This window comes from Erythrobacter sp. SCSIO 43205 (assembly GCF_019904235.1).
Lineage (GTDB): Bacteria > Pseudomonadota > Alphaproteobacteria > Sphingomonadales > Sphingomonadaceae > Erythrobacter.
Genome location: NZ_CP063202.1, coordinates 2,899,659 through 2,921,939 on the forward strand (window position 1 = coordinate 2,899,659; position 22,281 = coordinate 2,921,939).

The 22,281-nt window shown below is 52.8% G+C and carries 16 protein-coding genes, 3 pseudogenes and 1 riboswitch; of the genes and pseudogenes, 13 read left to right on the forward strand and 6 right to left on the reverse strand.

Annotated elements, in window-relative coordinates:
• Positions 1-37: 37 nt before the first annotated feature.
• Entirely contained in the window at positions 38-1,141 is a 1,104-nt protein-coding gene (locus INR77_RS13700; RefSeq protein ID WP_223071575.1) for an inositol-3-phosphate synthase, read from the reverse strand.
• Positions 1,142-1,562: 421 nt separating this feature from the next.
• On the opposite strand from INR77_RS13700, the gene INR77_RS13705 reads away from it, so the two are divergent.
• Positions 1,563-2,654, forward strand: coding sequence for a glycosyltransferase family 1 protein (locus INR77_RS13705; protein ID WP_223071576.1), 1,092 nt, complete (start codon positions 1,563-1,565; stop codon positions 2,652-2,654).
• Here the strand turns inward: INR77_RS13705 and INR77_RS13710 are convergent.
• Positions 2,633-3,523 carry a CDP-alcohol phosphatidyltransferase family protein gene (locus INR77_RS13710; protein WP_223071577.1) on the reverse strand — a complete coding sequence of 297 codons (891 nt, stop codon included), beginning with the start codon at positions 3,521-3,523 and terminating at the stop codon, positions 2,633-2,635. The genes INR77_RS13705 and INR77_RS13710 overlap by 22 nt on opposite strands.
• Positions 3,524-3,650: 127 nt before the next feature.
• Between INR77_RS13710 and INR77_RS13715 the strand changes: the two genes are divergently transcribed.
• The 7 genes and pseudogenes from INR77_RS13715 to INR77_RS15945 form a co-directional block, all read left to right on the forward strand.
• Positions 3,651-4,655 carry a CDP-alcohol phosphatidyltransferase family protein gene (locus INR77_RS13715; protein WP_223071578.1) on the forward strand — a complete coding sequence of 335 codons (1,005 nt, stop codon included), beginning with the start codon at positions 3,651-3,653 and terminating at the stop codon, positions 4,653-4,655.
• A gap of 125 nt (positions 4,656-4,780) precedes the next feature.
• The gene (wecB, locus tag INR77_RS13720) at positions 4,781-5,902 is read left to right on the forward strand and encodes a non-hydrolyzing UDP-N-acetylglucosamine 2-epimerase (RefSeq protein ID WP_223071579.1); all 1,122 of its coding nucleotides are present in this window, start codon (positions 4,781-4,783) and stop codon (positions 5,900-5,902) included.
• A 96-nt stretch (positions 5,903-5,998) separates the two neighbouring features.
• Positions 5,999-7,252: a UDP-N-acetyl-D-mannosamine dehydrogenase gene (gene wecC, locus INR77_RS13725; RefSeq protein WP_223071580.1), complete on the forward strand. Its 1,254-nt coding sequence runs from the start codon at positions 5,999-6,001 to the stop codon at positions 7,250-7,252.
• A 1-nt stretch (position 7,253) separates the two neighbouring features.
• A complete protein-coding gene (locus tag INR77_RS13730) occupies positions 7,254-8,354 on the forward strand; it encodes a hypothetical protein (RefSeq protein WP_223071581.1) in 1,101 nt (366 codons plus the stop codon).
• Entirely contained in the window at positions 8,338-9,228 is an 891-nt protein-coding gene (locus INR77_RS13735) for a hypothetical protein (protein WP_223071582.1), read from the forward strand. Before INR77_RS13730 ends, INR77_RS13735 begins: the two co-directional genes overlap by 17 nt.
• Entirely contained in the window at positions 9,177-9,758 is a 582-nt protein-coding gene (locus tag INR77_RS13740; protein ID WP_223071583.1) for a hypothetical protein, read from the forward strand. Before INR77_RS13735 ends, INR77_RS13740 begins: the two co-directional genes overlap by 52 nt.
• A gap of 229 nt (positions 9,759-9,987) precedes the next feature.
• Positions 9,988-10,495 (forward strand): annotated as a pseudogene (locus INR77_RS15945) (transposase); the annotation flags it as partial.
• 217 nt (positions 10,496-10,712) lie between these two features.
• Here the strand turns inward: INR77_RS15945 and INR77_RS13745 are convergent.
• Positions 10,713-11,456, reverse strand: coding sequence for a hypothetical protein (locus INR77_RS13745; protein ID WP_223071584.1), 744 nt, complete (start codon positions 11,454-11,456; stop codon positions 10,713-10,715).
• A gap of 3 nt (positions 11,457-11,459) precedes the next feature.
• Complete coding sequence (locus INR77_RS13750) at positions 11,460-11,753, reverse strand: transposase (RefSeq protein WP_255573797.1); 294 nt, start codon at positions 11,751-11,753, stop codon at positions 11,460-11,462.
• Positions 11,754-11,788: 35 nt separating this feature from the next.
• On the opposite strand from INR77_RS13750, the pseudogene INR77_RS13755 reads away from it, so the two are divergent.
• The 3 genes and pseudogenes from INR77_RS13755 to INR77_RS13765 all read left to right on the forward strand — a co-directional run.
• Positions 11,789-12,526, forward strand: a pseudogene (locus tag INR77_RS13755) (integrase core domain-containing protein); the annotation flags it as partial.
• Positions 12,527-12,586: 60 nt separating this feature from the next.
• A complete protein-coding gene (locus tag INR77_RS13760; RefSeq protein WP_223071586.1) occupies positions 12,587-15,325 on the forward strand; it encodes a hypothetical protein in 2,739 nt (912 codons plus the stop codon).
• Positions 15,326-15,391: 66 nt separating this feature from the next.
• Positions 15,392-15,735, forward strand: a pseudogene (locus INR77_RS13765) (IS1595 family transposase); the annotation flags it as partial.
• Positions 15,736-16,275: 540 nt separating this feature from the next.
• Here INR77_RS13765 and INR77_RS13770 read toward each other — a convergent pair.
• Positions 16,276-18,090: a glycosyltransferase gene (locus INR77_RS13770; RefSeq protein ID WP_223071588.1), complete on the reverse strand. Its 1,815-nt coding sequence runs from the start codon at positions 18,088-18,090 to the stop codon at positions 16,276-16,278.
• Positions 18,091-18,107: 17 nt separating this feature from the next.
• Complete coding sequence (locus INR77_RS13775) at positions 18,108-18,692, reverse strand: hypothetical protein (RefSeq protein ID WP_223071589.1); 585 nt, start codon at positions 18,690-18,692, stop codon at positions 18,108-18,110.
• Positions 18,693-19,209: 517 nt separating this feature from the next.
• Here INR77_RS13775 and INR77_RS13780 point away from each other — a divergent pair.
• Both INR77_RS13780 and INR77_RS13785 read left to right on the forward strand, forming a co-directional pair.
• The gene (locus INR77_RS13780; protein WP_223071590.1) at positions 19,210-19,923 is read left to right on the forward strand and encodes a bifunctional 2-polyprenyl-6-hydroxyphenol methylase/3-demethylubiquinol 3-O-methyltransferase UbiG; all 714 of its coding nucleotides are present in this window, start codon (positions 19,210-19,212) and stop codon (positions 19,921-19,923) included.
• 40 nt (positions 19,924-19,963) lie between these two features.
• A riboswitch (cobalamin riboswitch) is annotated at positions 19,964-20,172 on the forward strand.
• Between the two features lie 163 nt (positions 20,173-20,335).
• Complete coding sequence (locus tag INR77_RS13785) at positions 20,336-22,273, forward strand: TonB-dependent siderophore receptor (protein ID WP_223071591.1); 1,938 nt, start codon at positions 20,336-20,338, stop codon at positions 22,271-22,273.
• Positions 22,274-22,281: the final 8 nt, after the last annotated feature.

Here is a 22,281-nt window from a genome sequence, read left to right on the forward strand (position 1 = left end):
ATTACGATGCGCAAAAAAGGCTCAGCCGCGCCCAGCCCTACTCGGCTGCTTCTGGCAGGCTTGTTTGATATTGGTCGAGCAGGCCAGCTGCGACATCCTCAGGGATTTGTTCCGGCGGATGCTTGCAATAATAGGCGGAAGGAAGCGTCAATGCCCCGCTTTCCCCGCGATCAAGTGCTTGTTTGCAATAGCGAATAGCATCCACCACACAGGCAGCCGCATTGGGGCTGTCTTCAACTGACAGGCGCAATTCCAGGTTCATCGGAACCTCGCCCCATTGCGTTCCCTCGACCCGCAAAAAGCACACTTTGTTGTCGTTTTGCCACGCGACATATTCGGAGGGACCGATGAGGATATTTTCATCAGCCAAACGCTGAGCGAGAGCGGCTTGCACCGCTTGCGTTTTCGATTCTTTCTTCGAACCCAAACGGTCGCGGTCGAGCATATTCATAAAATCGGTGTTGCCACCGGTGTTCAATTGATAGGTCCGCTCAATCGCTGCGCCGCGCGCGGCGAACAGGCTCGACAAGGCGCGATGAACGATAGTGGCACCCACTTGCGCTTTGATGTCGTCACCGACAATCGGCAGGCCCTTGGCCTTGAAACGGGTTTCCCACTGCTCGTCACTGGCAATAAAGACCGGAATGCAATTAACCACTGCCACGCCCGCCTCAAGCGCGCAGTCCATGTAGAATTCAGTCGCCTTTTGCGAGCCAACAGGCAGGAAATTGACCAGAATATCGGCCTTGGAGGCGCGCAACGCCTCAACAATCTCGGCCTTAGAGGCCCCTTGATGATCATCAGCCAGCATAAAGCCACGCTCACCCGCATTGGTCATGTGTGACGCAACGCCATCAAGGACCGGCCCGCAGACGACTTTGGCGCCTGTGGCTTCAACCTCTTTGTGAAATACGGTCGTGTTGTTTGGAGATGCAAAGATCGCTTCGGAAATATCTTTCCCGACTTTGCGCGCATCGACATCGATGCCGAGTACAAATTCTATATCTGAAACGGCATAGCCGCCCACGATTTCCCGGATCAGTCCGGTGGTCGAACCCGTCGACCGATAAAATGATACACCCTGGATCAGCGAACTAGCGCAATTACCCAATCCGACGACGGCGACTTTTATCGATTTCATTTTACTTCCTAGTACACCCATCATGCCGACACGCGTGTGCGCATCGTAAACTTGCCCCTCCCCTCGGTAGTGCCTGCGATAGCGTTGTGACGTGGCAAAAAACACACCATACCGCGCCACATCAAAAGAACTTAGCCATCCCCCCTTGGAGGCAATTCTCTTTTGCAATCACTATGCTTACCTATAACTCTGCGTCCCACAATTCGCGCTTGCACACAACCATTAAAAGAAACGCTTGATCGCGAATTTCCTCCAGCCTTGACCCAATTGCCACACGTCTCGTCTTGCAATCATCCAATTTCACGTGCAGCGATTCGCCTGTTTACCTCGAACGCATGGCCAAAGGCGGTCTTAGGTAGATTAACATATCGCAATACCGGGTCATTCATCTGTGAAAACCATCTGCATTGACTGCCGATACTTGGGAAACAAGCCCAGCGGAATCGGAGAGGTTACCCGCGCGCTTGTCGATCATGCCCCCTTGCTCGCGCCTGAACATCGGTTCATTTTGATCCGAAACGCAGATCATTGCGAGGCATTAAGCAAAGCAGACAACGTCACGGAAATCCCCCTTCACAATCCCGCAAATGGTCCCGGTACATTGTGGTTTTTGCCCTCGATCATCGACCTTGACGGCGTTGATTTGTTTCATGCCCCGTTCAATATTTTGCCGCGCGGCCTTACCATGAAAACGGTCGCGACAGTGCATGACATCATGTGGTTAACTCATCCAAAATGGTGCAATCCGCGACCCTATGGGCTGATTGAGCGGCATTTCTATGGGCATGGCATCAATCGAGCGCTTAATGAAGCATCCGCCATCGCCACGGTCAGCGAGGCGACAAAGCAAGCAATCATAGAGCATCGACCGCATGTCGCACAGCGGCTCCACGTAACCTTGTCAGGGGTTTCGAGGCGCTTTCGCAAGGTCGCGGTTGATCCTGCGGTGTTGCGAGACATCGGGCTCAAGCATGATCAAAATTTCATTCTCACCGCAGGACAATTTGCACCTTACAAGAACCATGAGGGCGCGATTGAAGGCTTCGCAAAAGCCTTCGCAAATCGCCCGGATATAGCCCTAGTCATGGTTCAGCGGCGCACCTCAGGCATTGATAAGCTTGTCGAATTGGCGCGCAGACTTGGGGTCGAGGATCGTGTCCACTTCACCGGACCGGTCGAATTCGACACACTTTTACAACTTTATTCCGGTGCGCTTGCCCTGCTTCATCCATCCTTATGCGAAGGCTTTGGCAATCCGGTTGCCGAGGCGATGGCCTGTGGTTGTCCGGTCATCACCAGCAATGTGAGCGCCATGCCAGAAGTCGCGGGCGGCGCGGCGCTTCTGGTGGATCCGCGCGCCTGTGACGATATTGCCCGCGCTTTGCGCCAAGTCGCAGAGGATAGCCAGCTGGCCTCGAGAATGCGCACAAAGGGGCTGAAAAGGACAGAAGAGCTCTCTTGGGAGAGTTTCGCCCGTAAAAACGTCGAAATCTACACCAAGCTCTTGGCCTGAACGCGAATGCGGCGCGCAGCTCTGGCGGAAACAAGGATCGAGACGATCAGCACCAAGGTCAGACCGACTGCTTCCAATGCGAAGAAATAGATGGGCGAGCCCGCCGCCATCGACGCGCCAATTGCAAGCGTGCGGTAATTTGCGCTGAGAAGATAAGTCGAGCGCAGAACCGGCTTCGTCTCTTCGACGATGATTTGGCGCAAGGCGGGAAGGCGCGGCCCATCAACCTGTGCCACCAATTGATCGACGGCCCTTGCTCCAGGAGCCAATATCTCGCCAAGCCAAAGATAATATGCCGCAAAGCCGCCTAAAATCCCCTTTGGCTGGTCGGGCATCTCGACCGTACTCCGCAAGAAATGCGTTCCATAGACCCAGTGTTGATATTGGCGGCGCTGGATTTCGTAATGGGCGGCCTGCACGATGCGCCCTGCCCCTGCGCCAATGGCGAGGGTCCACGCAAGGGCAGCCCCAACCTCGGCCTGAAGCATGATGCCAAGGCTGACGTATAAAGTAATGTGGCCGACATAATCGCACACGCCGTCGATCACCTCTCCCCTGCTGGAAGAGCGCCCCGTCAATCGCGCCAAATCACCATCAGCTCCGTCGAAGACGTGCCAGCTCATGTGAAGTGCAAGGCCCAGAACAACGCCCGCCGCACCGGGCAAGCCGACATAAGCGACAGTCGCCATCACAATCATCAATCCGCCCATGATGGAAAGCATATCGGGCGTGACCCAAGTCGGCGCCAAAGCCTTGGCGAGCCTCATCGAGAGCGGGTGGTAAAGATAGAAGTTGAACCAATCTTCAAGCTCACGCGGACGCGGTTTAAGCGATGGCGCACTTTGGACAGATGGCTTGAGATCGCCCATATCGCTTCGCGCTTTGCTCCTGATCCGACCTAGCCTGACGCGGTGCACACTTGTCCGCCTGTCCAATCACGATTACGCGCAAGAGCCAGTCTTGAAAACGGTTTTTCGCTGGAGAATGAAGCAGTCCATGACGCGAGAATTCCTGTTCTTCCCCAGTAACGCCGTCGCGAACCAGCTTGTCGCAGGCGTGCCCACCGCTGTTCGCGCTGCGCTCGCGCTCAAAGAGCGGGGCGATTTGCGCGAGGGCCCCAAGCTCCTGATCGCCGCACAGGACGGGTGGATCCCGTCTGACTGGACGAAAAGCGAGTTCGCCCGCCTCTTGCCCGACGTTCGATGGGAGGCGGTCGAGGTGCCAGTGGACGGTTCGCAAGGCGAAACCGAAGCAATCGATGCGGTTGAGTTGCTCTGCGGCAGCTACGTCGGGTCGCCCCAAAAGGCTCTTCGCTCGCTTGGTGCAAATATTCTCAAAGCGACCGGCAAGTCTTCTGATGGCCTCGTTTCGAGATATTTGAACCGCCCGATTTCCCGCTCAATATCGCGGGTTCTGCTTAAGATACCCGGCGTCACCCCAATCCATGCGACCGGATTGGCAGCATTTACCGGGCTTCTTATGGCCGCAGCCCTGCTCTTCGGCGGCGCGCACGGCCTTATCGCGGGCGCAATTCTCTTCCATGCCGCATCAGTGATTGATGGTGTGGATGGCGAGATCGCCCGCGCCACCATGCGATCATCGCAGTTCGGGGCGAAGCTCGACACGATCACCGATGGCATCACCAACCTTGCCTTCCTCTGCCTCGCCTCTCTCAACCTTTATTGGCAGGGCGAGGTTGAGGCCGCGTCCTATGGCGCAATTGGCTTAGGCATTTTAGCAACCGGCCTGACAGCACTCGGATTGAGGTCGATTGCCGTGGGCGGCCCCTTCACCTTTGACGCGGTGAAAAACAATTTCCGCGCTCGCCCGTCAAAGGTCACCACCTTTCTTGCCGCAATCACATCGCGCGATGTCTATGCCGCGATCTTCGCGCTCACATTCGCGCTTGGCTTTGCTGAAGGAATGCTGATCATTTTTGCGTGTGCTGTGGGGTTTTGGCTCATCGTAGTACTCATCGTGCTCATAAAGACCCATCAGTGAATAGCGTCATAGTCGCCTACGCCATATTGCATGAATTACTTGGTAAAGCTCTAGCCAGATCCTTCCCTATCTCATAAGAGGCCCGCGAAAATCTCTTCCCACCTTATAAAGATCGAAAGAGCCATATGGCAGATAGCAAACGGATTCTAACTGTTTTCGGAACAAGGCCAGAAGCAATTAAACTCTTTCCCCTCCTCCATGCTTTGGAAGGAGACCAAAGATTCGTGAGCCGCATTTGCGTCTCAGCCCAGCACCGCTCCATGCTCGATTCCGTGCTTGAGATTGCGGGAGTTCAGCCTCACCATGATCTCGACCTGATGAAGCCTAATCAATCTCTCGACGCGCTCACCGCAGCGGCGTTGACTGGAATTGGTGCTGTGATGGACGAAGAAAAGCCCGATTGGGTCATCGTTCAAGGCGACACATCCACGGTGATGGCGGGCGCGCTGGCGGCTTATTACCGCCAAATACCGGTGTGTCATGTAGAGGCAGGCCTTCGCAGCGGTGACATTTATCGTCCCTGGCCCGAAGAGGTGAACCGCAAGGTGGTGGGCGGTTTTGCCAAGCTCCACTGTGCGCCGACTGAAACCGCGGCCAATGCCCTTCGCGCCGAGAACGTTGATCCATCGCTTATCCATGTGACGGGCAATACTGTGATTGACGCGCTGCATTGGGTGACGAAAGAGGTCGCCGATAAGCCCCAACTCGCCGCCGGCCTTGCTGATATCGAGGAGCGCTTCCAAGGCAAACGCATCATCGGCATGACCAGCCACCGGCGCGAAAATTTCGGCGAAGGGATGGAGGCAATTGCCAGAGCCGTTCGCGAGATTGCGGCGCGCGAGGATGTGGCGATCATCTTCCCGGTTCACCTCAATCCCAATGTGCGCAGCGTGATGAATGAAAAGCTCGCAGGACTAGACAACGTCGCGCTGATCGAGCCGCTCGATTACCCGCATTTTGCACGTCTTCTCGATATCGCTACAATCATGCTGACCGACAGCGGCGGAGTACAGGAAGAAGCGCCCGCGCTTGGCAAACCTGTCCTTGTAATGCGCGAGACGACCGAGCGGCCCGAGGGTGTCGAAGCAGGAACGGCCAAGCTCGTTGGCACCGACGCGGACACAATCATCCGCGAGGTCAATGCCTTGCTCGATGACAAAAACGCCTATGAAAGCATGGCTCGCGCGCACAATCCGTTCGGAGATGGCCGGGCGGCAGTACGCATTTGCAATCTTCTTGCCGAATAAGCACACCTATTTGGAAATTGATATCGTGGCAGAGCCCTGCCACATTTGGCAAGATCTCAAATAATATACAGTCCAAGGCATTGGAGTTAGTTTCGAATGATCAGTAAGACGCTCAACGCAAGCGTAATCGGGCTTGGCTATATCGGCTTGCCGACTTCAGCGGTGATTGCACGTGCGGGATGCCGCGTGCACGGGGTCGATGTCAGCCAGCATGTTGTCAATACGATCAACCGGGGCGAGGTCCATATCGAAGAGGTCGATTTGGACGGATTGGTTCAATCGGTTGTGAATGAGGGTATGCTGACCGCTAGCCTTCAAGTCGAACCAGCCGATGTCTTTGTGATCGCAGTACCCACTCCTTTTTCAAACGATGGGAAACATACTCCCGATATTTCCTTCGTGTTAGATGCTGCGGAGAAGGTGGCTGCCGTTCTCAAGAAAGGTGATTGCGTAATTCTGGAATCCACCTCTCCAGTGGGTACGACCGAGAAAATGCGCGACGTGTTCGCACAAAAACGCCCCGACCTGGCAATGCCAGGCCTGTGCGAAGGAACCCCAGACGTCTCAATCGCGTATTGCCCGGAGCGGGTTTTGCCTGGTCGCATCCTCGAAGAACTCATCCACAATGATCGCTCTATCGGCGGGATTACACCGCGTTGCGCGCGGAAAGCGCTTACCTTTTACAAACGCTTTGTAAGAGGCGAATGCGTCGTTACTGACGCGCGCTCCGCGGAGATGACAAAACTCGTCGAAAACGCCTTTCGCGATGTGAATATTGCGTTTGCCAATGAACTCTCCATGATTGCGGACAAACAGGGCCTCGACGTTTGGGAGGTGATCCGGCTCGCGAACCGTCACCCGCGCGTGAACGTCCTGCAGCCTGGCCCTGGCGTGGGAGGACACTGTATTGCCGTGGACCCGTGGTTCATCGTCCATGGCGCACCCGATAAAGCGAAAATCATCCGCCAAGCGCGCGAGACGAACGATGCGAAGATGCACCACGTGCTTGCAAAAGCAAAGGCACTCGCTGACCAGCATCCAGACGCAAAAATCGCCTGTCTTGGCCTTGCTTTTAAAGCAAACATTGACGACTTCAGAGAAAGCCCCGCGCTCGCAATCGCAGCATCTCTCGCCCACGATTTTGGTTCACGTGTGAAAGTGGTTGAGCCCTTTGCCGGGGAATTGCCAAAGGTGTTTTCTGGTACCGACGCATCGCTTGTTGATATAGATTCAGCACTTGAGGAATGCGATATCCTCTTGCTTTTGGTCGACCACGACGTGTTCAAGGCCATCCCTGAACAAGAGCGGAGCGAAAAAGTGGTTTACGACACTCGAGGAGTATGGAGCTGAATTGGACACCACAGATCAGACACCAAGATTTGACCTGGTCTCCACTTGGGAGGAAGAGTGTGGCATTTTTGAATATGCCAGCGCCCTCATCGGGGAGAAAGTGCTTTCTGAGCGTATCGAGGTGGTCTTTGCCCGCAGATTGAAGAGAGCGGAAGGGCTCGCTCAGAGCTCGCCGGACCGAACACCGCCTGTTGATCGCTGCTGGGCCACAGGTGACGAGCCACAGACGGATCTTTTGGAGAAGCTGAAGAGCTCTCGCTCCGACGCCTTGTGGTTTCAGTATCACCCCTCTTTCTTTACCAAAGAGAACTTGAGCGAATTGGGTCAGGCGTTAAAGCAGGCTGGTTACCGACAAAGAGTACTTACCGTGCATAACCCGGAAGGCCTTGCCGGCACCGGGTTCACCAGCGCCTTTACACATATTATCGTGCACAACGAACAAACTCTTGTGCATCTACCGGAAGATGTACGCCCAAAGTCAAAGGTAATTCCACATTTCATTTACTCTCGCGAAATGTTCGAGCCACAAGAAACCAGAGACACTTTCACTCTAGCAACCGTTGGATTTGTAGCACAAAACAAGCAAGTGCCTCTACTGATTGAAGCGTTCTCTATGGCGCATGCTTTGTATGCTGACATGGAGTTACATGTTCTCAGCTCGCCATTCCCAACCCATGCTTCGCACTTTGAACTAAGCAAAATCGCGGCTGCAATCCGTCACTCTCCGGCAAAAGCTGCGATCAAGTCCGACTTGAGCCACAAAACTATGTCTCAGGTACTCGGCGACTTGTCTGCGTCCGATCTGCTTTGCTTGCCGTATGCCGATACAGCTGAATCGGCATCGGGTGCTGCACGTCTGGGGCTGGCAGCGGGCGTCCCGATCCTGCGCTCCGAAAGCAGTATCTTCTCTGATTTACCTGGTGGCGATATCGTGCTCACAGACTGCAGACCCGAAACCATAGCTGAAGCAATCCTGACGCTGTCGCAATTGCCAGTTTTGCTTAGCCAAAAGTCTGCGGAAATCGACTCAATTTATGACGAACAGAATGTAAGCCAAACAGCGTTGCGCATTGCCGAGTTACTTAATGAAAATGGCGGATAGCTTGAAAGAGATGACCGGAGCGCAAAGAATGCGCATCTATCGGGCTTTGACCCTGAGAGATGCTGACTTTTTGACCGCGTGTATCGAAGTACTCTCCTCTACAGAAATGAATCATATTGCCCCATCTAGCGATTTTTATGAAAAACTGGCTAGTCATGAGTGGTCGAAGCTTCAAGTCATCGAAGGCCTTCTTTCGCATTTTGGTTACATTGCTCTTGTGCAAGAGCAGGAACCCGTCACTCGCTACGACTTTGCGCACCTGCTAAACTTTGCTGAAGGCGACGAACAACGCTTTGTTTCCATGGCAATAGATTTCGCCGCAGCGCGCCCCCCAACCCCCGATGAAGCTTTGCAGTTTGAGCAACTTCTGGTCTCTGGGCGCAAGAGCCGGAGGCAAGTGTTTCAGATGATCGCCGAGCGATATGCAGACACCATTTCAATTTATGGCGATGATGTTCTGGTAATTCCGCGCCTCGACAGTTCGTTGACCATTTGTCAGACTTGGCGTGAGAGGCTCTACTTTCATCCCAATGTCACTCTCGCTGCCAAACACAATGAGTTTGAAGGTTGGATCGAAGCCAAGGAAGGCCCGATCTTGTCTTGCGAGTTGACGTTACTTGGGGCTGGTCACTGGCAAGCTTACTATGATCTGAAAAATTCAAATGAGTGCACTCTGCAGATCGACATTCAGGACCAAAAGACCAAGACTATGTTATGCCGCTCGTGTGCGATCGGAGACCTGAATGGTGTTGCGGGATTTTCCCTTCCCACTGAATCTACGACCGTACTGATTAGCATAAGGTGCCTGAACAGGACACTTTCTTGCCGAACCCTTTTGACACCAGTCAATATTCGGCTTCAGCAGGCGAATTAGAGTTGCTGAGCCGCAATCATTATGACGATTGGCTGATGGATCGTGCGCTCGTCCTGCAAGCGCTAGATCGCTCGCTCAAAACTAAGTCGCCCTGGGTGCTGGGCAAAGGCGTGGCTTATCAAAAAGCTGTGTCGCTTAGCCGAAGGGCGCGGCACAGCATTGCCATGAAAAGCATCGGCCGCGGGCATATTATCGATGCGCTTAAGCTTGCCTTCCTTGGTGAGTTCCCAAGTCGATCAGCAAGCATTGCAATAAAACTGGGGAACAGACTAGCAAACCGTGGATATTACGAAGAAGCGATATTGTTCTTTGGTTCGGGCATTCATTTTGCCAAAAATAAGGCCGACTGCGGTGAGGCCATCTTCCAATTGGGCCATTGCGCGAAGATTGCAGGTTATTATTCGCTGGCGGCAGAGTGTTTTACTTTTGTTTCCAGCGCGAATGAATACCCAAGTTTAGATTCAACCGAAGCAAAGTTCGAGCTTATTCAAGCGCTGCACTGCCTGTCTGCAACGTTCCATCTTTCATAGTTCAAGTGTGAATCCGTTGGTTTTTAGGTACGCCTTTGATCTGCAAGTTTAGTCAAAGTGAGGGGTGTCGAGTGCACATAAAGAACGGACATCCCATTGATTTTTATGTTGGGTTTCTTCTATTCGAATTGGGCGGGCTCTTGACTGTTTAGGTCTGGGGCCGTTTGACGTGCTCCCCTGAAATGTGATCGATTTTTGTTAGAGTCTGACACGAAGGGGTCAGACGAGAATGAAGCGAAGCCGTTTTAGAGAAGAGCAGATTATAGCGATTTTGAAGGAGCAGGGGGCTGGGATGCCGGCGGCTTGTGTGTCGCGACAAATACGGGATTAGCTCTGCGACCTCTTATAAGAACACATCGAAGTTCGGAGGGCTGGAGGTGTCTGATGCACGTCGCCTACGAACGCTGGAGCAAGAGAACGCACGGCTGAAGAAGCTGGTGGCTGATCAGATGTTGGACAATGCGGTCCTGAAGGATCTGGCATCAAAAATGGTAACGCCCGGTGCAAAAAGAGACACCGTTGCTAGTACTCGCGAATACCACGGGCTGAGCGAGCGCCGGGCGCGCAGGTAGGTCGGTGTGAGCCGCCGATTGATACGGCATGGGTCCACGCGACCTGATGACACGTCTCTAAGGCAAAGGTTATGAGAGTTAGCCAGTTAACGCAGGCGGTTCGGCTATCGCAGTCTGGGCTATCTTCTTGCGCGTGAGGGGATAACACCCAACCACAAGAAGCTAGACACCCGCAATAACAACGCATTTTACGGTGCGCGTAGGGTGATAGCGCCTTGGGAACTCAGGTTGGCGGGTTGAGCGGGTTCGTAGGTGCCTTTTCGTTTGTTTTGCGGCCATTTCCGCCGTTTCTGGTGGCCTGCAGGCGCGCTTATCCCGTCGCGTCCTGTCGTTCATGGAAGATCAGATGGTCGAAGTTGTAGGCCAGATTGGCTAGCGTGAGTTAGGCTTGCGCTCTGGCAAGGCCGATGGTGCGGATGAACAGAACATAGTGCCCATTCCGATGAGCGCAGACATGTTCGACCTTGGCGCGCACGGCTAACTTGGCGGCATTGATCCTCGATGTGCGCTCAGGCATGAGCTTGTGCTTTGGCTTGCGGCGTTGAATGCGGCTTTTGAAAATGTGCCGTGCCAGCCACGTCTCGTTCTTCCGGCTGCGATAGGAACTATCGGCCCAGACATCAGAAGCGGTGTTGTTCGGGTCGATCACATGACGCAGTTCACGCCCGTCGCTATGAGCCGCTGAGGTGACCTTGCCTTTGCGGATGAAGCCGAAGCGCCGGTCGATGCTGATATGGCTTTTGTAGTCGAACACCGGTGTCGCGATCTGCAGCAGGGGCGTGCCATCAGGACGATAGCGGACCTTGCCGCCGACCTTCACCGTCCAGCGGACATCGACGTCTTTCTGGTGCGCCTTGTTCGGCTTGCCCGGCCAGATCTGCTTTGCTGACCTGCCCGCCTTGACCGTCGCCTTCTCTTCCTCGGTCTTGCGCTGCTTGCGAACGGGGACCAGCGTGGCGTTCCCGATCTGCCCGCCCATGGTGAGATAGCCGCGTTCGTGCAGTTGCTGCTCGAAGGCCTTTATTAACGCATCAAACGTGCCGCTTGTCGTCAGTCGCTTGCGATAGTGCCGGATGGTGTTCTCGTCGGGTATCGTACCGCCATGATCAAAGCCGAAGAAGCGCATCGATCAAAGCCGGTCCCGGATCATGAACTCCATCCGGGCCTTGGACAGGTTGTGCTGTGCCTGAACCACCAGCACCTTGAACATCGAGACTGGATCAAACGACGGTCTGCAGCCCTTCGCGCCGTCGCTGTAGCCAAGCCACTCAACCAGCAGAGGACGGAAACGCTCGAAGTCTACCGTCAACGCCAGCACCTCTGGCGGGTCACCGTCCCGGCTCAGCCTCTCCAAATTTTCAGACAGCGAAAACAGGCTCGATGGGTGCATCAGCCTTATCTCATCGCGGAGTATGGATCGCATCAGTACAGGAATTGCGGGGGGTTCTTGCGGGTGTCCAGCTGCTGCGTATCTACCGCGAGGAAGGCTTGATGGTGCGCAAGCGTGGTGGCCGCAAACGAGCGCTCGGCACACGCAGGCCGCTCACACTGCCAGAAGGGGTAAACCAGCGTTGGTCTTTGGACTTCGTGTCTGACAGTCTGATCTGTGGCAGGCGCTTCCGCATGCTGTGCGTGATTGATGATTACACGCGTGAGTGCTTGGCGCTCGTGGCGGATACATCGCTGTCAGTTGCAAGGGTTGCGCGTGAGCTGGATCATCTGATCGATCTACGAGGCAAGCCACAAACAATGGTCAGCGACAATGCAACAGAGCTCACCTCATCAGCCATCTTGCGATGGTAAAAGGAGCAGCGCGTTGAGTGGCATTACATCGCTCCAGACAAACCGATGCAGAACGGCTTCGTAGAGAGCTCTACTGGCCGACTAGAGGACGAATGCCTGAACGAGACCCTGTTCACCTCACTGCCGCGCGCTCGAAGCGTGCTCGCGACATGGGAGGACGACTACAATACAATGAGACCACACTCGAAGTTGGGCGGGAAGACCCCCGCCAAGATCGCCAGACAAGCTGTGTCGGGGCATGCCCCCACACAGCTTGTCATGCCATCAAACATCAATCGTGAAAACACGTCACCATGTAGGCGAAGAATGGAAACAGAGCCTCGTCCGAAAGCGAAAAAAAAACGCAGAAACGCACAGAAGGCCGCTGAGACGCTTAACAGGTGGCTTGTGTAGGCAGAAGTACACTGCAATATAAAGCACGCAATTTTACATCAGGGAGCAATGAATTCTCGCATGAATGCGTTGGTAAAAATCCAAAACTCAATGTCATCTTTGGCAGCCAGATTCTTCAAGGATTTAATGAAGAATCGGACCCAATTCACAAGAGGAGCCATTAAGCTCTTTGGCAAGTCGGGTCATCGCGGGACCGCTATTTCCGTTCCGCCTTTTGGTCGCCGTGAGGTCGTCTTCGAGTATGTCCCAAAAGGCTATTACAAACTCAGTCTCACTCACCAAGATAGAATGCTTCACACCAATCGAAAGGTTCTGATTGCGTCGATATCCACATCGAAACAAGAACCCGGTGCACAGGCAAGCGCAGAGCTCGGCTTGCCATTATCTGATGAAGGCGAACCATTCAGCTATTTGGGCAACGGGCACCGGTCTCGCGATCAGTTTAAAAAATCTATTGCGATTAGAATTGATTTTGACCGAGACTGGGTCGGCGTGAGAATTGACTCGAAAATTGACCGATACCTAAACATTGATAATTTGCGCCTCACCCCGGACGTGATCAACCTTGAAAATACTCGTAGTAGCGTCGCTCCATATGTATCGAGAATGTTGCAGTCGCGGCCCGATTTGCTTGACGCTGAGTTTATTCTCTACGCCGACATTAACCTAAATGTCGTGGACGGATCTTCGGTTTGGCTTTCCTCGATGCTCTCTGCGCTCAGTGCTTGCGGCAAAACGCTTCTCCTTGCAAAAAAAGACATCACAAGTGACATCATCTGGTCAAATGTTACAAATTGTGAGAACGTCGTCACTGTAAGTCCGAGTGACTTTGGTGCTGGTGATCAGACATTAGCACCCGAAATCGCGATAGCTCTGATAAGAGAGTTGGATGATGTTCTTCCTAACGTGCGCAGGGTTGTTGTCAGGGGCCTAAAGGCCGCCACCATTCTTTGCCAAAATCGCCAGTTCCGCGAGCGATCCATTGTATACCTAACGGATTTTTATGAAATAGAAGACGGGGTGGTCACGGTGCAAAATGACACCGCTAAACACGTGGCTACCATCGCTACACAGTCTGGTTATCTGCTAGCTCAAACAGACGCGCTTGCTGAGAAAATTCGCGAAGTCTCAAATACTGATGTCACCTGCCATAGCTTCCCACCGCCAATTCCTGATGATCTTCCTGAGATCTCAATTGAGACTCAGCCCAATGACAAAATTCGTATCGGGTATGCCGGCAAGATAACACCGCTTTGGGGCGCGGACGAACTTCTCGATTGGACTATGGAACTAAAAGAGAAGGGAATTGAGAGCGAACTGCATATTGTCGCGAACCGCATTTCTGACGGTGTCGGAAAGAAGAATGTTCCGGGCTTCGGAGATGCGATACGCGAAAAGATTCAAAGTTCAGCGGCGTTCCATTACGGGGATTTAAACAGAGAAGCCTCTATGAACAAGATGGCAAGCATGCATTTTGTTTGGTGCTACCGTCCAGCAGCGCTTGAAAATAACACGCTCGAGGTATCAACGAAGTTGATTGAGATGGCAGCAGCGGGGGCTGCTTGCCTTTGTTATCCAAGCAGAATCAACAGAGAGCTATTGGGCGATGATTACCCATACTTCATCAAGGACATAGAAGATTTCGAGCGGGTTTTAAGACGAGGACCTCAAGTACTAAGAAAAGCGTTATCTGACCAAATAAAATCTCGGCACAGCTTAGCGAACGTCTCACGTACCCTGGCAGAGAATGTTTTGCGCCTAGGCCGTACCACCGAAAGCGAGCAATGCGTAGTGATTGCGGGCCATGACTTCAAATTCATTGATCCATATATCTCAACCCTGAAAGCCCATGGTCACAGAATTCTCAGAGATCAATGGGAATGGGGTGGGCCAACGGACGTCAAAAAAAGTAAACGTCTCTTAGACAGTGCTGATATTGTTCTCTGTGAGTGGGGTTTAGCCAATGCCGTCTGGCACAGCGCCAACAAGCGCGAAGGAACTAAGCTTTTTGTCCGGATACATCTTCAAGAAATCAACGAGCGTGCTCAAAAGTTCGGCCTCCAAATCAACAAAGAAGCGGTCGATGGATACATCTTCGTCGAAGAAGGGGTTCGACGGACCGCCATTGAGATGTTTGATATTCCTCCAGAGAAGACGCACCTTGTTCCAAATTTCCTTCTCGACGATGAGTATCGGGATCGCGCCTTTTCCAAACATGATGATGATATTGTCACGTTGGGGATGATAGGGATTACACCCCAGCGGAAACGATTTGATCTAGCAGTTGAGCTCCTCGAGCAAATTATTGACTCAGGACAACCTGCAAGGCTTCTTGTAAAGGGCCCAAGGCCAGAGACACTCGAATTCATGCGCGCTCCAGGGAGAGCCCATGAACTGGACTACTACAAGCAAATCTATACTCGGATTGAAGCGAGGCCTGAGCTTGCTCAAGCCGTATCATTTGCACCTTGGGGCAACGATGTCGCCGCTTGGTATCGTGATATCGACTTCATTCTGTCGCCTAGTGATTTTGAGTCATTTCACTATGCCTTGGCCGATGGCATTCTGTCAGGTTGCACACCCCTAATTTGGCCGTGGAAGGGTGCAGAGCAGGTTTACAGCCCCGAATGGATCATACAAGACACGCAAGAAGCGCTTCTCGAAATCCAGAGAGTTCGAGCTTTGAACAAATCTGATCAAATAAGAGAAAGCCAAGAAAAGCGTGATCTTCTTATAAAACGCTATGGATATAAACAGACCTTCGGTCTTTTATCAGAGATTATTGGGATAGAAATTTAGCGCCCTATATACTTAACCTTCCAGATTTGAGTTCACTTGACCAGTTATATTGAATGGTTAAGTTTCGTGAGCAACAAACAAGACAAGCCAGAGACGATCGGCCTCTACCAGTTTTTCGAGAAGTTCCCGAATGAGGAAGCTGCTTGCCAGTATTGCGAAAACGACCGCTGGGGCGGTGAAGCGCATTGCGGCCACTGTGGCAGCACGAGCGTCACCGAAGTCAAGAATCATAAGCCACTGCCTTATTGGTGCCGTGATTGCCTCAAGCATTTCAGCATTCGCACTGGCACAGTCCTCAAAGAGAGCCGCCTAGAGTTGCACAAGTGGCTCATGGCTATTTACATGATACTCAAATGGCGTGTGAGCTTGGCGTGACGCTAAAGACCGCTTGGCTGCTCTCGCAGTCACTAGGCCGAATTGACGAAAGCGGATCCCAAATACCACAGGTTCTGTTTCAAGACTGCTTTTTAGGTGCAGTGTTAGGTTGCAGAAAATTGTCGGATGCGGAATAGAATCTGGTTAGGCTGGTACTTCCACCTGAGCTCGGTCGCTGGGCGAACACAGGGCTTGTGGGATACCCTTCTGCAGACCTCATTTGAAATCGGACCGACCGATGACCGGAACCACACGATGGACAGCACTAACATGCGCGACCACGCCGTAGCGACGGGCGGAAAAGGTGGTTTGAGCGAATGCTCTTGGTCGACCATGTCACAGTCTTGATCGCAAAATCCGCACCCAATGCAGAGCCGCCGACGTACGGAGCACACTATCGAAGGAATGCCTATCGGCTTCACCCTGAGAGACGGGGAGGGGCCCGACCTGACCGCATTCAAATCACTAATTCGAACCCCTAGCGCCACCCGTTCAAAAAAGACCATCGTCTCCCTCGAAAGCCACCTCAACTTCGCAATCGCCCTCCTATGATTGCGGCCTTTTGTCGCCGCGGCTTAAACATTTACCAGTTCGTCCACCTTGGAGCCACTCAATAGCCTTCTTCCATGTGGGATCTGGTAAGATTCTTCAGTGAAATTGTATTGATCGGAGGAGTACACTTTCAGCCCTTGTCTCTTCGCTTCCGCAAATAGCGCCTGCCAATTTGAGCTCGCATAAGGCAAATCTTTTAAAAGACGCATCGCTTTAGCCGTCAGCAGCAGCGGGCCTCCTTCTAGTGCATCAACATACTGATGCGCCTGGCTGGGATTGCGATGCCATGTGGTACCGTCACTGCGGTTGTAACAAAAGTAAGAGGCCTTGCCGATGATATCAGCAGTCGTGTATCTCAAAGGCAGCAAAATATCCGCGAGCATCTCGGCACCAAACCTGTCACAATCCCTTACAACTAGAACACAATCACCGTCGGCATGAGTCGAAAGGTCACCAATAGTTTGACGTTCAAGGCCATCTTTTGTCACTGACAATACGCGAATATCCGGAAAAACTCTCTGTACTTCCTCAATGTCTGCTCGCGAAAAATTTGGCCCTGCCATAAGAAACAAATCCAACATCTTGTGAGTTTGTTCATCGATTGTCTTCAAGGTTGCCATGGCTTGCGAGGGTCTATTTGATGCGAGAAATACCGAAACCTCAAATTCTTGTGGTCGGCGTGTTAGTCTGTTAGAAAAACAACTCCCTTCCATCGATTGATCAAGCGCCGTTGTGATATCTTCTAATCGGTGGCGATAAGTGTGATTACGATGAACGCATCGATATCCTTTATGGCCGCAGAGGTCCGCATCACTCTCATTACCTATGTACAGATCGAGCGCTGTTGCAGCTTGGTCAAACGTATACACCGTCGTGACCACATCACCCAACATGCAGTCGATCGCGCGCGACGGAGTTGAAACAACAGGGGTCGAACACGCAAGGATCTCGAAAACACGGCGCGACATCATAGTTGTAGAGTCAGTAACCGAGTTCACGTTCAGCGCCAGGATGTGTCGCCTATAGACCTCAACCATCTCGTCGAAGGGAACGGGCGGCTCGCAAATGGGACGATATTTGTCCGGCATTCGCACGTCAGAGCTATCGGAATTAAAGTTCCGATCATAAATCACACCGGATTTTTCAAGCATCGCATCAAACAGCATATTCATCTGTTCTGTCCGTGTTCCGTGATTAGAAACATAGTACGAGCCGGCAAAAAAGGGCCGATGATCCCGGGCCTCAGTTTTTCGCACAGGATTGCACAAGGAGGGCTGAGCCGCGAATGGAAGAGTAAATACCCGATTGTGGCCGAGCTGCTCTCTATAGCGCGGCACGGACTGTTGGTCAGTCGTAAAGACGAGATCGAACAGGCTCGCGGCAGACAGGAACTTCTCAAAGTGGAGAGGATCCTCCTTGTTCCAAAATATGCACGGAATGCTGCGCTGCTTGCAAAATTTGATTAAGCGATCCAGCTCCCGAGCGCTTGAATGAGAACGCGGTGCTTCAAGTGCAAACGACCATTCTGAAAAGTTGCCATTCCAAGCACTCTCAACAAAAAGAAAGTCCGGTTGAAAGAAGTCAATTTCTGTTCGCCAATTTCTAAAGGATAAGGCAATATTGCAAAACTCAGGAGACCAATTCTCGTTTGAGAACTCGTCCATGATTGTCGCAGCCACTATCTCACTTTTAAAGCGCCCACTTGGTGCATTGTATTGGAAGTCACCATCGTCTTGATCCATGAATGCCTGGAAGTTATTTCTCAGTGAAGGCGTTTTCTCGACCAAATTTTTCAGACGAAAGGCCTCCCGGCGCAAGCGCATGTATTCATCGACCATCCGTTCGATTGAGGGCCTCATGACGAACCTTCCTGATCGTAAGTGGAGCGTCGAATTCGGGCCTGCCTTCCGATTGCGTTAGTCTGGCGCACCGTTTCGAACAGTTCAAACAACAACCAATCTTCTTCTAATCTTGCCACGTCACGGATTTGTCCAAGCTCCGGAACAAAAGCAAGTATCTCCTTACGACACCAACCCAAATGAAGTAGTTGCTGATATGCATCATGCATATAAGGATCGCGCTTTAGGCACTCTACAAATGCCTTCCTTGCCTCTGACACCAATTGCATATTTTTCAGAAGGTGGCCTAGGTGAAGACAGATATCGGCATCACTTTCATCCAATTCCGCTGCCTTTTCATAGGCAAGTCTTGCCAGATCAGCACTGCCGCTTTCTTTTCGCATGTGGCCGAGTTGGACCCAGAGATGCACAAAAGAACCATCTATTGCAACAGCGCCATCATAGCACTCGGCTGCCTTAGACCATTCTTGCTTGCCCCGATAATAGTCCCCCTTCTGTTGCAATTCACAGACCTTTTGGCCGCTCGAATTCAAGCGCGGCAGACGGCTTATTGTATCGCTAATCGTTTTAAAGAATGTCATATGCCTCATCGCGAACTTGTTTCACTATAATTTGCCTGTCTGCACATGATTGGCTGATGGTCGACGAAGCTAAAGTCAGGTTCTCGGTGTATTGGTTGCCGTCGCCGAAAACGTTCACGTTTCATTCAGTCAATCTACGGAGCAGCGCCGATTTAGTCTAAAACATTATTTTGATCATGTTTACGATCCACCCCGGAATGCCTCTGTTTGCTCTACATACAGCATCCTCGAACGGGCCTGAAACCGCCAAGGGTACCAAAGTTGTCGGTCCGCATATTGTGTTCGACTTAGTTCCCTTTCAGCTTTGGTCGTTCTCAGCTAGGCGGCTTTCTCATCCACAGAAAAAGAGTGTAATTGTTGACCACCGTCGGCGCTGTATTGCGTGCATGCTGCTTTGCGTCTAATCGAATTATGGCCAGAAGAGCGTTTCGTTTACACCCAACCTCGCAATCCGCGACTCTTCGAATTGGGCTATCACAGTCAGTCTCACCTTTTTAATGAAAGGTTCTACAACCGCATGACCGCTCAACTCGGAACAATTATTCCCCATTCAATTCCGGAAGATCATTGTAGGCAAGCCACAGCTCTTTCTATGCTTCAAGAGGCGGCAGACAAATACAAACTGAACGAGATGTCGAGCGGCAAGATATTGGATTTGGGATGCGGTTCTGGCAACAGTTATGAATCCCTCAAACGGACATTGCCTGTTTTCTCCTATTTCGGGGTAGACATTGAGGCCTCGCCCGAGGTGGCCAGTCGTGAGCGTGATGATTTGTCATTCGACACCTTTGATGGGGTAAACCTGCCATACGACGAAGATTCAATGGACGTAATTTTTTGTTGCCAGGTCTTGGAACACGTGCGGCACCCAGAGGAACTTTTACAGAACATCAAGAGGGTCTTGCGCCCAAGTGGTATTTTTGTCGGATCAGTTTCTTTTCTTGAGCCATATCATAGTTTCAGCATATTCAATTGGAGTCCATATGGCGTTGTCACGCTTTTTGAGGATAATGGTTTGAAGGACGTAACACTGAGACCTGGTATTGATGGCATAGCACTAACTTGGCGCAATATCTTTGGACATAAGGCTTTTCGTGGCAGCTTTAACAGTGACAGCATCTTCAACTATTTCCTCGAGAAACTAGAAGAAAACGGGCGAAGGACACCTCAACAGATAAACGCTCAAAAGTTGGCAGTCGCAGGTCACATCTGTTTTTATGCGACTGCCTAACAAGTCAATCCACTGGTTTGACACATTCATCATATATCTTTAGCCCGCCCCCCCAGATGGTGCTGGGGGCGCGGAAGCGTTCGCAGCTAAGAGGGAAGCCGGTTTAAATCCGGCGCTGTGCCCGCAACTGTGAGCTGGGAGCCCTGAACCACTATGTCACTGGCACGCCGCTTTTCACGGCAGCTGGGAAGACGGTTCAGGCGCTATGATCGGCAAGCCAGGAGACCTGCCATCGCGTCGTTCGTCCGGGGCCGGGTCCAGCCCAGTGGGACAGGAAGTTCACTTCCGAAGTAGCGACAGCTTTGGGTGTCTCCGTCGCGCGTGGCCAATTGGTCACGGCGGACCCACTGTCGAATGTGCCGCATGGGGCTCGGAGCCCTTCGTGCGGTGTGACTTTGGAAACAAACTTGCGATGAAATTCAAATATTTGCTGGCAGCCGCCTCGACATTGGCGTTGCTTCCGTCCGCGCTTCAGGCGGGAACCACCGACCGGAACACAGACCGTCAGGGAGCGGAGAACCCCGGCTCTGAGACAATCGTCGTCACCGCTAACCGCACCGCTCGACCTATCGTCGAAGTCGGCGCGAGTGTGACCGTAATTGGCGAAGAAGAGATCGTCACCCGTCAGGCAAGCGATGTGGTCGATATTCTGCGCACGGTTCCCGGTGTCACCTTCAACCGCAATGGCGGGATCGGGACCGCCACCGGGGTTTCAATCCGCGGTGCGCAGAGCGCGCAAACGGTCGTTCTGGTCGATGGGATCAAAATCAACGACCCTTCTTCCATCGGCGGCGGGTTCGACTTTGGCCCCCTGCTCACCGGCAATATCGCCCGCGTCGAAGTCGTGCGCGGTTCGCAATCGGTGCTTTACGGCAGTCAGGCAATCGGCGGGGTCGTAAACCTGCTCACCCGTGAGCCGACTGAGGAGCTCGGTGTGTTTGCCAGATCCGAATACGGCAGCCGCGACACCGCAGAATTTGTCGGCAATGTCTCAGGCAAATTTGGTCCTGTCGCAGCAAGCATTGGCGGCACCTATTTCACCACAGACGGCTTTTCGACCTTCAACGAGGATCGTGGCGGTGCCGAAGACGACGGATTTGAAAGTTTCGGCGTCAACGGGAAAGTCGACGTGGAAATCACCGATAATGTCTCGCTCGACCTGCGCGCATTCTACGCCGATGGAAAAACCGAGATTGACGGTTTTCTGCCCGACTTTTCATTCGGTGATACGGGCGAAGTTTCCTTCCGCGAAGACTTCGTCGGCTATGCCGGGATCAACGCTGCCTTGTGCGACGGCGTATTTCGCAACCGCCTTGGCTTTGGCTACACCGACATCAATCGCCGCAATTTCAACAACGATACGAACTTTGAAACCTTCGTCGGCAGCGGAGAAAATCGCCGGTTTGAATATCAAGGCGTGATCGACGCAGACGATGCGATTGAAATCGTGTTCGGGACAGAGCGTGAAGAATCCGAGTACACTTCGGTAAGTTTCGGCGCTGTGACCGCGCCGGAAGATGCCTGGATCAACTCCGTCTATGCAGAAGTGAACGTTAGCCCGCTTGAAGGCCTCTCGCTCACTGGCGGGGTTCGTTATGACGACACTGACACGTTCGGCAGCGCGACAGTGTTTGCCGCGAGTGGCGCCTACTCTCCAAACGGTGGAACAACCGTGGTCCGCGCAAGCTATGGCGAAGGGTTTAAGGCCCCTTCCCTGTTCCAACGTTTCAGCGACTTTGGCAATCCAGATCTCACCGCAGAAAAATCTGAAAGCTGGGATGCTGGCATCACGCACAGCTTCCTTGATGGCGCAGCGCAAGTCGGCATAACCTATTTTGAGCGCGATGGCACAGATGAGATCGGCTTTGCCGGATGCGACGCGAGCATTCCGGTGTGCAACGATCCTGCCACCCCTCGCCCGTTTGGCACATATGTCAACGTCGACAGCGTAAGCGCGGATGGGTGGGAATTCAGCGTCGCCTTGCGGCCCGTCGATGGCTTTGACATTGCGCTCAATTACACCACCATTAGCGCCTTTGATGACACCACAGGAAACCGTCTCGCGCGCCGCGCAAAGGAAACGGCAAGCCTTGTTGCAGATTATCAGACGGGCAGCGGCTTTGGCATGGGTGTGACTATCTCGGTGGTGGGTGATAGCTTCGACGACACCTTCAACACCGTCCCAATCGACGGATATTTCGTCGGCGATGTACGAGCGAGCTATGCCGTTACTGACGCCCTCGAAATCTTTGGCAGGATCGAGAATGTGACCGATGAAGATTACGAGACGGTCGCCAATTTCGGAACGCCGGGACGCGCGGTCTTTGGCGGTGTGCGCTATCGGATGTAATGGGGTTG

What these genes read in the sequence shown, in the direction of transcription:
- INR77_RS13745 (WP_223071584.1), bottom strand. Translation starts at nt 11,456, where the DNA reads ATGCGCTTCTTCGGCTTTGATCATGGCGGTACGATACCCGACGAGAAC.
- INR77_RS13750 (WP_255573797.1), bottom strand. Translation starts at nt 11,753, where the DNA reads ATGCGATCCATACTCCGCGATGAGATAAGGCTGATGCACCCATCGAGC.
- INR77_RS13715 (WP_223071578.1), top strand. Translation starts at nt 3,651, where the DNA reads ATGACGCGAGAATTCCTGTTCTTCCCCAGTAACGCCGTCGCGAACCAG.
- INR77_RS13760 (WP_223071586.1), top strand. Translation starts at nt 12,587, where the DNA reads ATGAATGCGTTGGTAAAAATCCAAAACTCAATGTCATCTTTGGCAGCC.
- INR77_RS13775 (WP_223071589.1), bottom strand. Translation starts at nt 18,692, where the DNA reads ATGACATTCTTTAAAACGATTAGCGATACAATAAGCCGTCTGCCGCGC.
- INR77_RS13700 (WP_223071575.1), bottom strand. Translation starts at nt 1,141, where the DNA reads ATGAAATCGATAAAAGTCGCCGTCGTCGGATTGGGTAATTGCGCTAGT.
- INR77_RS13735 (WP_223071582.1), top strand. Translation starts at nt 8,338, where the DNA reads ATGAAAATGGCGGATAGCTTGAAAGAGATGACCGGAGCGCAAAGAATG.
- INR77_RS13780 (WP_223071590.1), top strand. Translation starts at nt 19,210, where the DNA reads ATGACCGCTCAACTCGGAACAATTATTCCCCATTCAATTCCGGAAGAT.
- wecC (WP_223071580.1), top strand. Translation starts at nt 5,999, where the DNA reads ATGATCAGTAAGACGCTCAACGCAAGCGTAATCGGGCTTGGCTATATC.
- wecB (WP_223071579.1), top strand. Translation starts at nt 4,781, where the DNA reads ATGGCAGATAGCAAACGGATTCTAACTGTTTTCGGAACAAGGCCAGAA.
- INR77_RS13770 (WP_223071588.1), bottom strand. Translation starts at nt 18,090, where the DNA reads ATGGTCGATGAATACATGCGCTTGCGCCGGGAGGCCTTTCGTCTGAAA.
- INR77_RS13710 (WP_223071577.1), bottom strand. Translation starts at nt 3,523, where the DNA reads ATGGGCGATCTCAAGCCATCTGTCCAAAGTGCGCCATCGCTTAAACCG.
- INR77_RS13785 (WP_223071591.1), top strand. Translation starts at nt 20,336, where the DNA reads ATGAAATTCAAATATTTGCTGGCAGCCGCCTCGACATTGGCGTTGCTT.